General features: G+C 72.6%; 2 protein-coding genes. Both read left to right on the top strand.

Going from position 1 to position 12653, the window contains the following annotated elements; genetic code table 11:
- Nucleotides 1–86 precede the first annotated feature (86 nt).
- Nucleotides 87–9506 (top strand): amino acid adenylation domain-containing protein, encoded by a 9420-nt coding sequence (locus ACIP1U_RS13560; RefSeq protein WP_400315553.1) that lies wholly within the window; start codon nucleotides 87–89, stop codon nucleotides 9504–9506.
- Nucleotides 9499–12630 carry an amino acid adenylation domain-containing protein gene (locus ACIP1U_RS13555; RefSeq protein ID WP_400315550.1) on the top strand — a complete coding sequence of 1044 codons (3132 nt, stop codon included), beginning with the start codon at nucleotides 9499–9501 and terminating at the stop codon, nucleotides 12628–12630. Before ACIP1U_RS13560 ends, ACIP1U_RS13555 begins: the two co-directional genes overlap by 8 nt.
- Nucleotides 12631–12653 lie beyond the last annotated feature (23 nt).

The raw sequence follows: 12653 nt of genomic DNA, 5'->3' as shown, positions 1-12653 counted from the left end.
CGCCTGCCAGGTGGGGACCTGTCATCTCCCACGTTTTCGCCATGTCGTCTTCCGAAGCTCCCTTGCCGGCCGAAACTGGCGCCCTGATGCGAACCCTGCGCGCCGAAGGCGTGCGCCTGCGCCTGCAGGACGGGCGCTGGCGAGTGGCTGGCGACAGCGCGGCCGGCACCGATGCGCAGCAGGCCGCGGCTGAGTTGCTGGCCACCCGCGCCGCCGAGGCCGATGCCTGGCTGGCCGCGCATCCCGGCTACTTCGACCGCTATCCTGCCGGCCCCGGCCAGCTCGCGCTGCTGGCCTTTCATCGCCGCCATCCGCACAGCGCGGCCTACAACATGGTGTTCGCGATCGAGATCCCGCCGGGCCTGCGCTTCGGGCTGCTCGAGGAGGCCGTGCGCCATGTGGTGGACTGCCATGAGGCGCTGCATAGCGGCTTTGTCGAGGAAGACGGCGAGATCGTGATGGCACGCCCCGCGGGCTTTGCCGCGGAGGTGTCGCTGACCCGCGCCGACGGCCTCGATGAAGCCGGCCTGCACGACTGGTTCGAGCGCGAGGCTGACGAGCCGTTCGATCCCGATGCGGGGCAGGTCTGCCGATTCCGCTTCCTGGTGTCGCGCCAGGCGGATGGCGCCGACCGTATGTGGATGTGTGCGGGCATGCACCATATCGCCGGCGACTACCTCGGTTTCGAACTGGTCTGCGACCAGATCTTCGCCACCTATGACGCGCTGCGCGCCGACGAAGCGCCGATGGCGTCGCAAGTCGGCCGCTACCGCGACTGGCTGGTGCGCCAGCGGCAACTGCTGGCAGGCCCGCGCGGCGCCTCGCTGCGCGCGCACTGGGAGGGCGTGCTCGAAGACGCGCCCGCGGCGCCGGCGTTGCCCGGCACGCTGAACGCGGAACCGCGCCACCGCGGCGCCGAACTCGAATTCCACCTCACGCCGCAGCAGACCACAGGCCTGCGCGAACTGGCAACGCGGCTGGAGGTGAGCGTCTTCGTGGTGATGCTGGCGCTGTTCAAGACCGTCGTGCATCGCGCCAGTGGCGAGGACGATTTCCTGGTCGGCACGCCGACCGCGGGCCGCTCCGGCGCGCAGTCCGCCGACCTGATCGGCTTTACGCTGAACACCGTGCCGCTGCGCGCAAATTTCTCCGCCAATCCGGCCTTTGCCGCGGTGGTGCGCGACTGCGCCCGGCAGATGCGCGGCGCGCTGCGCCACCAGCAGTATCCGCTGGCGCGCATGGGCGGCGAGGGGCCGCTGTTCCGGCATATGACCACCTTCGTGCCGGTGGGCCCGCGCAACGTGCTGGGCCGCTACCTGTTGCGCGAATACCTCGCCACGCAGCGCGGCGCGGCCAACGACATGAACCTGCGCTGGCAGGACGAAGGCGAACGCCTGCGCGGGCAATGGCGCTATGACGCCGACCGGTTCGAGGCGCACACCGTCCAGCGCCTGATCGCCACGCTGCGCGCCGCGGTGGATGCGGTGCTCGACAACGCCGACGCGCGTGTCGGCGACCTGTCGCTGCATAAGGCGGCGCTGCTGTCCGATATGCGCGCCGACGGCATCGAACGGCATCCCACCGCACTGGCGGCCTTCGAGGCCGGCGTGCGCGCGCATCCCGAGCGCGTCGCCGTCGATGCCCCCGATGCGCAATGCCACTACGCCGCGCTCGATCGCGCCGCGAGCGCGCTTGCCGCGAGCCTGCGCGACGGTGGAGTCCGACCCGGCGACGTGGTCGGCTTGCTGTTGCCGCGCGGCGCCCGCATGGCTGCCGCCATGCTTGCCACATGGAAGGCCGGCGCCGCCTTCCTGTGCCTGGACGCCGGCATGCCTGGGGCGCGCCTGGCGCAACTGGCCGCGGATGCGGGCCTTGCCGCCATGGTGGGCGAGGGCGAGCGGCCGCCATGGCTGGCGCAATCCGTGCCAGGCGCCGCCTGGCATGTCGCCTCGCTCGCGGGCGCTGCGGCAACCAGCGCTGCTGCGTGGCCTGCCGCCGCTCCGGTACAGCCCGCTTACCTGATCTACACCTCCGGCTCGACCGGCACGCCCAAGGCCGTGGTGGTCACGCAAGGCAACCTCGCGCATTACGCTGCCGGCGTGCTGCATGCACTGGCGCTGCCGGCAGGGTCGTCGCTGGCGTCGCTGTCCTCGGTGACCGCTGACCTGGGTCACACCGCGTGGTTCGGCGCGTTGCTGGGCGGCCACACGCTGCGCGTGCTGGACGACGCGCTCGGCGACGATCCCGAAGCGCTCGCCGCAGCCCTGGCGGCGCGGCCAGTCGATTGCCTGAAGATCGTTCCGTCACACCTGCGCGCGCTGCTGGCCGTGGCCGATCCGGCGCGGCTGCTGCCGCGCCAGTGCGTGGTGTTCGGTGGCGAGGCGCTCGACGCGGGGCTGGTGGCACGCGTGCAGGCGCTGCGCCCGGCATGCCGGGTTGTCAATCACTACGGCCCGACGGAAACCACGGTCGGGTGCCTGACACATGCGGTGCCCGCGGCGGCTACGGGTGCGATTGCCATTGGCCACCCGCTAGCCGGAGTCAGTGCCTACGTGCTCGACCGCCATCTGAACCGCGTGCCGCGCGGCGCGGTGGGCGAGCTCTATATCGGCGGCGCCGGCGTCGCCAGCGGCTACCTGCGCCGCCCCGCGCTGACCGCCGAGCGCTTCGTGCCAGATCCGTTCCAGCCGGGCGGCCGCCTGTACCGCACCGGCGACCGCGTGCGCGTGGACGAAGACGGCGCCATCGCATTCCTCGGACGTGCCGACGCACAGGTCAAGATCCGGGGCTTCCGCGTCGAGCCCGGCGAAGTCGAAGCCTGGCTGCGCCAGGCGCCGGGCGTGGGCGATGCCGTGGTGCTGGCGCAGCCGTCGCCGGCAGGGGAAGGGCTTCGGTTGGTCGCCTACCTCGTGCCCAACGCCGGCCTGGATCTCGATACGCTGCGTACCACCATGGCTGCCGCCTTGCCGGCGCCGATGCTGCCTGCCGCGTTCGTGACGTGCGACGCTTTCGCGCGCCTGCGCAACGGCAAGGTCGACCGCAAGGCGCTGCCGCCGGTGCCCGGCGAAGCCGCGCCATCGTCGCCATCGTCGCCGTCGGCACCGCGCGACGAGACCGAGGCCACGCTGGCGCGCCTGTGGGCCGGCGTGCTCGGACGTGAGAACGTGGGCGCCGACGACAACTTCTTCGCGCTCGGCGGCGACTCCATCCTTGGACTGCAACTGGTCGCGCAGGCGCGCAAGGCGGGCCTGCCGTTGACGCCCAAGCTGCTGTTCGCGCATCCCACGCCGGCGGCGCTGGCCGCCGTGCTGCGTGCGAGCGCGGCACCCGCTGACACGCGGGCGGCCGCCGTCGAACAGGTGCTGGCAGGCCTGTGGCGTGAAATCCTGCAACGCGAGCAGATCGACCGCGATGCCGACTTTTTCGCGCTCGGCGGCGATTCCATCCTGGCGCTGCAGATCGTCGCCAGGGCGCGCGCGCAGCAGTTGGTGCTCGCGCCGAAGGACCTGTTCGCGCACCCGACGCTGGCACGCCTGGCGGGCCATCTTGCCGAGCGCGCAAAGCCGGCCAGCGCGGCGACCACGCCCGCTGCGCCGCAGCCCTTTGCGCTGAGCGGCTGCGATGCGCAGATGCTGGAGCGCCTGCGTAGCGCGCACGGCAGCATCGAAGATGCCTATCCGCTGTCGCCGCTGCAGGAAGGGCTGCTGTTCCACCACCTGCGCGACGGCGGCAACGGTGCCTACGTCAACCAGCTGGTGCTGCAGATCGACGGTCCGCTCGACACCGCGCGCCTGGCCGCCGCCTGGCAGGCGCTGCTGGATGACCACCCGATCCTGCGCACCACCTTTGCCGCGGCAGGCGAAGCGGGCGGCGACCGCGCGCTGCAATGCGTGCATGCACGCGCCACGCTGCCTGTGTCGGTGGAAGACTGGCGTGGAGCCAATGCCGACGGGCAAGCGGCGCGGCTGGCGGCGTGGTGCCGCGCCGACCGCTCGCGCGGCTTCGATCCGGGGGTGCTGCCGCTGATGCGGCTGGCACTGCTGCGCACCGCCGACGCGGGCTGGTGGCTGGTCTGGAGCCGGCACCACCTGATCGTCGATGGCTGGGGCTCGGTGCAGCTGCTCGACGAGGCGCTGGCCCGCTATGCCGATCCCGCGCATGCCCCGGCGCCGCGCCGCCCGTACCGCGACTACATCGCCTGGCTGGCGGCACAGCCCGCGACCGCACGGCAGGCCTTCTGGCGCGAGGCGTTCGCCGGCCTTGCCGGCCCGACCGTCCTGCCGGGCATTGCGCCGGCCAGCACGCACGGCCAGTCAGCGCCACTATGCCGCGACCTCGTGCTGCCAGCCGGCCTCGACGCGAGCCTGCGCGCGCTGGCCGCCGCGCACCGCGTCACGCTCAACACCGTGATGCAGGCCGCGTGGGGCATCGTGCTGTCGCGCCACGCCGGCAGCGACGATATCGTCTTCGGCGTGACCTCGGCCGGCCGCCCCGCGGGGCTGGAAGGCGCCGAGCGCATGCTGGGCGTGTTCATCAACACGCTGCCGTTGCGGCTGCGTCCGCAAGGCGCGCTGGCAGTGGCGGACTACCTGCAAGCGACCCAGCACGCCGCCGTGGCGATGCGCGAGTTCGAGCACGCGGCACTCGCCGAGATCCAGGCCCAGTCAGGCATCGGCGGTGCCCTGTTCGATACGCTGATGGTGTTCCAGAACCTGCCCGACCTGGGCGACCGCGCCCGCGAGGTGGCCGGCCTGCGCCTGCGCCAGCACGACAACATCGAGCAGACCCACTACGGCCTGACGCTGGAGGTCATGCCCGACAGCCGCTTCACCATCCGCTTCACCTGCGACGCCTCGCGTGTGCAAGCGCACCGGCTGGCGCAATGGATGGACGCCTACGCCGCCGTGCTGGCGTCGCTGACCGCGGGCACCGCTCACGTGGGCGCCGTCGACATGCTCGATGGCGCCACGCAGGCCAAGGTGCAGGGATGGAGCGCGAGCGACGACACCAGCGTGGCGCCCGCCGCCTTGCAGGACGACTACGTGCAGCGGGTCGCGCGCCAGGTGGCCGCACATCCGCAGCGGGTGCTGGCGCACTGCGGCGCCGAGGCGCTGACCTATGGCGACTGGTGGCAGCGCGCCGGCCGCGTCGCCGGCAGCCTGCGCGCCGCCGGCGTGCGCCCGGACGATCTCGTCGCGGTGCTGCTGCCGCGCGGGCTGGACTGGCTGGTGGCGCTGGCCGGCATCCTGCGCGCCGGTGCCGCATGGGTGCCGCTGGACGTCAGCCATCCCACGGCACGCTGGCAGCAGGTGCTGGCGCAGGCCAGGCCAGCGCAGGTCCTGACGGACGCCTCTGGCGCGGCCGCGCTGGACGCTGCCGGCGTTGACGGTGCTACGACACTGGCGGCATTGGAAGCCGGGGCGGCGCCTGCGGCAGACGTGCCCACGCATCCCGCCCATCCCGCCCATCCCGCCCATCCCGCCCATCCCGCCCATCCCGCCCATCCCGCCCATCCCGCCCAGCTCGCCTACGTGCTGTTCACCTCTGGCTCAACCGGCGTGCCGAAGGGCGCGATGGTCACGCGCACCGGCATGCTCAACAACATGCTGGCCAAGGTCGTCCCGCTGGGGCTTGGCGAGGGCGACGTGATTGCCCAGACCGCGCCGCCGTGCTTCGATATCTCGGTCTGGCAGGCGCTGGCCGCGCCGGTGTTCGGCGCCCGCGTGGAGATCATCGGCGACGACATGGTGCGAGATCCCACCGGACTCACCGCGCTGCTGGCGCAGCGCGGGGTAACGCTGTTCGAGCCGGTGCCGTCGCTGTTGCAGGCCATGCTCGACTGCCAGGACGCCGAAGGCCTCGACGCATCGCAGCCGGCATCGCAGCCGGCGCCGCTGCCCGCGCTGCGCTGGGTGCTGCCTACCGGCGAGGCGCTGCCGCCTGCCACAGCGCAAGCCTGGCTGAGCCGTTATCCGGGCGTGCCGCTGATGAACGCCTACGGACCGGCGGAATGCTCGGACGACGTGGCGTTCCATCCCTTGCGCGCCGACGCGCCGGCGCAAGCGGTGCAAGCGGTGCAAGCGGCGCTTGCGATGGATACTGTGCCGATCGGCCGCCCGACCGCCAATGCCGTGCTGCAGGTGCTCGATGCCGACGGCAATCCCGCCGCGCCCGGCGTGGTGGGCGAGATCGCGGTGGCTGGCGCCGGCGTCGGCCGCGGCTACCTGGCCGACCCGCGCCGCACCGCGGCGGCCTTCGTGCCCGACCCGACCGGCGCGCCGGGCAGCCGCTGCTACCTGACCGGCGACCTTGGCCGCTGGCGCGAAGACGGCGTGCTCGAATACATCGGCCGCAAGGACTTCCAGGTCAAGCTGCGCGGCTACCGCATCGAGCTGGGCGAGATCGAGGCCGTGCTGGCCGCGCATCCGGCGGTGCGCCAGGCGCTGGTGACGGTGCACCGTGCCGCCGGCACCGAATGGCTGACCGCGTACTGGCAGCCTCAAGCCGGCCACGTGCAGCCCGCGCATGACGCACTGGAAGCCGAGCTGTCCGCCAGCGTCGCGTCGCGTCTGCCTGCCTACATGGTGCCCGCCGCATGGGTGTGCATGCCGTCGTGGCCGCTCAATGCCAATGGCAAGATCGATCGCAAGGCGCTGCCCGCGCCGCAGGTCGTGGCGGAGGAGGGCGCACCGCCTGCCACGCCCACCGAGCAAACCGTCGCAGGCATCTGGGAAGCGCTGCTGCCCGGCGCGCGCGTCGGCCGCGACAGCCATTTCTTCCGCCTGGGCGGCCATTCGCTGATCGCCACGCGCGTGGTGGCGCGGCTGCGCGCCGCCGGCCATCGGCAGGCCACGCTGCGCGATGTCTTTGAGGCGCCGGTGCTGCGGGACTTCTGCACGCGGCTGGATGGCGCCGCGCCAGCGGGGGCGATGCCCGCGCTGGTCCCGGTGCCGCGTACCGCGCGCATGCCGGTATCGCTGGCGCAGCAGCGGCTGTGGCTGGTCGAACGCCTGCAGGGCAACGCCGGCGCCGCCTACAACATGGCCGGCGCGCTGCGCCTGCGCGGGCCGCTGGAACTCGCCGCGCTGCGCCAGGCGCTGGCCGCGGTGGCGGCGCGTCACGAGGTCCTGCGCGCCGCCTATCCCGACGACGATGGCGAGCCCTACGCATGGTTCGATGCCGACGCCGACATCGGCCTGCCCGTGATCGACCTGCGGGCGCTGGCACCTGAAGCGCCCGAAGCGCGGAAGGCGGCGCTGCGCGAAGCCATGCAGGAACACGCATCGCGCCCGTTCGACCTCGGCCACGCGCCGCTGTGGCGCACCACATTGCTGCGCTGCGCGCCGCAGGAACACGTGCTGCTGGTCGCCATGCACCACCTGGTGTCGGACGGCTGGTCGGTCGGGCTGCTGGTCAATGAGATCACCCACGGCTACCGGCACGCGCTGGCGCCGGAACAGGTCGCGCCGCTGCCGCCGCTGGCGCTGCAATACGCCGACTATGCCGCGTGGCAACGCGACTGGCTGCGCGGCGCCGCGCTGGAGCGGCTCGCCGCCTACTGGCGCGGCGCGCTTGCCGGCGCACCGGCGGCGCTGGCGTTGCCGGCCGACCGCGCCCGCCCGCCGGTAGCGCGCATGGAAGGCGATGCCGTGGCGTTGCGGATCGACGGCGAGCGCATGGCGCAGGTGCATGCGCTGGCGCGCGCCGAGCAGGTCACGCCCTTTATCGTGCTGCTGGCGAGCTTCCAGTGCTGGCTGCACCGCGCGACCGGCATGGACGACCTGGTGCTCGGCACCGATGTCGCCGGCCGCCACGACGCCGCGCTCGAGCCGCTGATCGGCTTCTTCGTCAACGTGCTGCCGCTGCGCTCGCGCCGCGTCGCCGGCGCCAGCTTCCGCGATGTGCTGGCGGCGTGCCGGCGCGACGTGCTGGCCGCCTTCGAGCATGACGGCCTGCCGTTCGACCGCATTGTCGAGGCAACGGGCGCGCCGCGCGACCGCAGCCGCAACCCGCTGGTGCAGGCGCTGTTCGTGCTGCAGAACACGCCGGCGGGGCAGTTCGGCATGCCCGGGGTGGAGGCCGAGATGCTGCCGCCGGTCGAGCGCACGTCGAAGTTCGACATGGCGCTGTTCCTGGAACCCGAGAGCGAACAGGTACGCGACCATGAAGCGGCGCCGCTGCGCGGCGACTGGGTCTTTGCCAGTGCGCTGTTCACATCCGCCACCGTGGCGCGCTTCGCCGCCGAATGGCTGGCCACGCTGGAGGCGGTGCTGCGCGCGCCGGACCAGCCCGCCGACCGCGCCACCGCACCCGTCGCGGGCGCCGCGCGCCCGCCCCAACCGAAACCCGAGGAGTCCCGAACCATGGAAACCAGCCAACGCATGGCGGCCAAGCTAGACCAGCTCAAGTCGCTGGCCCGGCCGCGCCCGGCCGCCTCCGCTCTCGCCGATCCCGCCGCACCCCCGGTGCCGCAGGCGGCTCCAGCCGACCCGGCCAGCCAGGTGCGGCTGCGCCCGCTGCGCCCCGGCGAAGTCTTCCCCATCGTGATCGAGCCGGCGGTGCCGGGCCTGGACCCGGTGGCGTGGGCCGCGCGCGCGCGCGAGCTGGTCGCCGCGACGCTGCACCGGCACGCCGGCATCGTCTTCCGTGGCTTCGACCTGCCCGGCCCGCAGGCCTTTGAAGCCTTCGCCGAAGCCATGCACCCCGGCCTGTACGGCAGCTACGGCGATCTGCCCAAGAAGGAGGGCGGGCGCAACACCTACCGCTCCACGCCGTACCCCGAGCGCCAGATGATCCTGTACCACAACGAAAGCGCCCACCTGGAGCGCTGGCCGCGCAAGCAGTGGTTCTTCTGCGAGCTGCCGTCGGCCGTGGGCGGGGCCACGCCGATCGTCGACTGCCGCGAACTGCTGCGCCGCCTGCCGCCCGCGCTGGCGGAGGAGTTCGCCAGCAAGCAGCTGATGTACGTGCGCACCTTTACGCCGCGGCTCGACGTGGACTGGCGCGACTTCTACAAGACCGACGACCGCGCCGAGGTGGAAGCCCGCTGCCGCGCCGCCGGCATCGACTGCCGCTGGCTGGATGGCGACGTACTGCAGACCCGCACCGTATGCCCGGCCATCGTCAGCCACCCGGTCACCGGCGAGCGCAGCTTCTTCAACCAGGTGCAACTGCACCACGTCTCGTGCCTGGAGGCCGACGTGCGCGAAGACCTGCTGGAGATGGCCGGCCTGGAACGCATGCCGCGCCACGTGATGTTCGGCGACGGCACGCCGATTCCCGACGAGGCCATGGCGCTGATCGGCGAGCTGTATGAAGCCTGCGCCGTGCGCTTCGACTGGCAGCGCGGCGACGTGGTGATGCTCGACAACATGCTGGCCGCGCATGCGCGGGACCCGTATGAAGGCCCGCGCAAGATCGTGGTGGCGATGGGCGACATGTTCGACCGCAAGCAGCTGGACGGCCAGCTTGCCGCCGTGCTCCCGCAGGAGAACGCCGATGCCTGAGATGCACGACACCTGGAGCCCTACTCCCGAACAACAGGCCGCCTGGCAGCAATGGCGCAATGCGCCCGCGCCGCACGCGCATGTGGCGCGCATCGCGTTGCGTTGCCAGCCTGAGCCTGCCGCGGTGGACGCCGCGCTGGCCGTGCTGCGCGAGCGCCACGACGTGCTGTGCACGGCCTACATTGATGATGGCAGCCAGCTGGTGGCATGCGTGCCGCAAGGCAGTAACGGCGTGGGTGGCGTGGGTGGCGTGGGCGGCGTGGGCACCATCATCGTCGCGGACGGCGATGCGCAGGCGCTGCCTGCGCTCAATCCGGCGCAGGGCGATGTGCTGCGCGCCTGCCTGTGCCCGCTGGCCACCGGCGGTGCCACGCTGTGGCTGCTGGTCAGCCCGCTGGCGGCAGACCGCAACAGCGTGCTGCGCCTCGCCGAATCCGTAGGCGCCGCGTTGGAGACCCCGGCCGCGGACGACGCCGAGCCGCCGCTGCAATACGCGCAATATGCCGACTGGCAGGTAGGGGCGCGCCTGGGCGAGGACGGTACCGGCAACGCCGGCCGCGGCTACTGGCAAGCCCAGGCGGCCGGCCTGCCGGCGCCGCTGCGCCTACCCGACGCGCTCGCTGCTGCCTCCGCCACGCCCGCTGACAGCTGGCGCCACACGCTGCACGCCGCCCACCGCCAGGCGCTGGCCGAGACCGCGCGCCAGTTCGGCACCACGCCAGAGCGCGTGCTGCAGGCCGCATGGTGGACCATGCTGGCGCGCGTGTGCGCGCAGCCGGCATTCAGCGCCACGTGGCTGCACGACTGCCGCCGCGACTACGACGTGATGGCCGGCGCCGCCGGCGTATTCGTCAAGGCACTGCCGCTGCCCGTGCAATGGGATGACGAACAATGGGGTGACCAGCGCAGCCTGCGCAGCCACTGGCAGGCGTGGCTGCCGGCGCTGGACGGCCACGCCGCGTGGCAGGAAGCGTGGCTGCCCGGTGATGCCGGCCCGCGCATCGGGTTTGCGGTATCGCCGTTGCCCGCCCACGGGATTGCGCTGGCCAGCCAGGCGTGGCCCGGCTTCGATCTGGTGTGCGAGGCACTGGACGACGGGCAGGCCATGGCCGCTCTGGCGCTGCATGCGCAAGCCGGCGCGCTGCATCCGAGGGTGGCGCCGTGGCTGCTGTCTCATCTCGCTGCGCTGATCGGCGCGCTGCCGGCTGCACTGGACGCGCCGCTGTCGTCGCTGTGGTGGCCGGCCGACGATACCTTGCGCGTGCCGCAATGCTGGACCGGTGAAAAGCCGACGGATGCGGGCGGTTCGCTGCTGGATCGCATCGCGCAGCATGCGCATAGCACGCCGATGGCGCCTGCGCTGGATGCCGCCGACCTCATGCTCGACTATGCCGGCCTGCAGCGCACGGTGCATGCCGCCGCGCAACGGCTGTGCGCGCTGGGCGTCGGCCCCGGCACGCGCGTGGCGCTGGCCTTGCCGCGCAGCGGCGCGCTGGTGGTCAGCCTGCTGGCGGTTTGGGCCGCGGGCGGTGCCTACGTGCCGCTCGACCCGGCCTGGCCGCAGGCGCGGCGCCGCAGCGTGCTGGCGCAGGCCGCTCCGGTACTGACGATTGCGCAACAGGCTTCGCCGGACGACGACAGGCTCATCAGTGCCGATGCATTGCTGGCGACGGCGACGGAGACGGCGGCGGCAGAGGATGCAGTGACCGTACCGCCCGCTGCCGCTGCCTATGTGCTGTTCACCTCAGGCTCCACCGGCGAACCCAAGGGCGTGGTGATCGGCCACGCGCAGATCAGCCACTACACCGCGGCGGTTTGCGATGCGCTGTCGCTGTCGTCGTGCCAACGCTTCGGGCTGACGTCGTCGGTGGCCGCCGACCTTGGCAACACCACGCTGTTCGCCGCGCTGTGGCAGGGCGGCTGCCTGGTCGTCGCCAGCGATGACGACATGGCCCATCCCGCGGCCTTTGCGCGCTACCTGCGCGGCCGCGCGGTCGATGCCGTCAAGATCGTGCCGTCGCACCTGGCGGCGCTGCTGGAAACGGAGTCGCCCGCGGTGCCGTCTACCGTCATCCTGGGCGGCGAGCCGTTGCCGGCCAACCTGGTTGGCACGCTGCGCCGCCATGCGCCCGCGTGCCGCATCTTCAACCACTATGGCCCGACCGAAACCACCATCGGCGTGATGGTCCATGCGCTCGGCGCGGATGCGCCGGCGTGGCCCGCCGGCACGGCGCCGCTGAGCCGGGCGCTGGGCGCGACTCGCGTGCGTGTGCTGGACGACGCGCTGCGGCCGGTACCGGCCGGTGTGGCCGGACAGCTCTACGTAGGCGGCCCGCAGCTCGCACACGGTTATCTCGGCCGTGCGGACCTGGATGCCGTGGCCTTTGTCGACGATCCGTTCGTTGCCGGCGAGCGCCTGTACCGCACCGGCGATCTCGCGCGCGCCACGCCCGCCGGTTTGCAACTGCTGGGCCGCGCCGACCAGCAGGTCAAGATCCGCGGCATCCGCGTCGAGCCCGCGGAAGTCGAAGCCGCGCTGCTGGCGCAGCCGGCGGTTGCGCAGGCCGCCGTGAGCGCGGTGGCGGGGCCTGGTGGCGAGGCCGTGCTGTGCGCCTTCCTTGTGCCTGCGGCAGGCAGCACCATCGACGCCGCCGCGCTGCGCCACGTGCTGGCCGCTATGCTGCCCGACGCGATGGTGCCGGCGCGCTTCATGCCGCTGCCTGCACTGCCGCGCCTGCCCAACGGCAAGACCGACCGCGCCGCGTTGCGCGAACTGGTTCCCGCCGGCAGTGCGCCCTCAGCCCCCGCCGCAGCCCCCGCGGCTGATGCGGTGGAAGCCCTGGTGTGCGCGTTGATGGCAGAGCTGCTCGAGCAAGGCCCGGTCGACCCCCACGCCGATTTCTTCGCCCTCGGTGGCCATTCGCTGCTGGTGATCAAGCTGGTGGCGCGGCTGCGCCGCAGGCTGCAGGTGGAGATCGCGCCCGGAATGGTGTTCGACCACCCGACCGCGCATGCGCTGGCTGCCGCGGTCAGGCAGGAAGCTGCGGACAATGACCTCGACACGCTGGCGCACACGGCACTGGCCGCGGCGGCACCGCATTCGCAGGCCGCGGTGCCCGCGTAATCCAGCGCAATCCGGTGTAATCG

It is taken from the genome of Cupriavidus sp. NPDC089707 (assembly GCF_044748965.1).
Classification (GTDB): Bacteria; Pseudomonadota; Gammaproteobacteria; order Burkholderiales; family Burkholderiaceae; genus Cupriavidus.
Note: the sequence above shows the minus strand (reverse complement) of the source record. Positions and strands in the feature narration are given on the sequence as shown.

What these genes read in the sequence shown, in the direction of transcription:
- ACIP1U_RS13555 (WP_400315550.1), top strand. Translation starts at nt 9,499, where the DNA reads ATGCCTGAGATGCACGACACCTGGAGCCCTACTCCCGAACAACAGGCC.
- ACIP1U_RS13560 (WP_400315553.1), top strand. Translation starts at nt 87, where the DNA reads ATGCGAACCCTGCGCGCCGAAGGCGTGCGCCTGCGCCTGCAGGACGGG.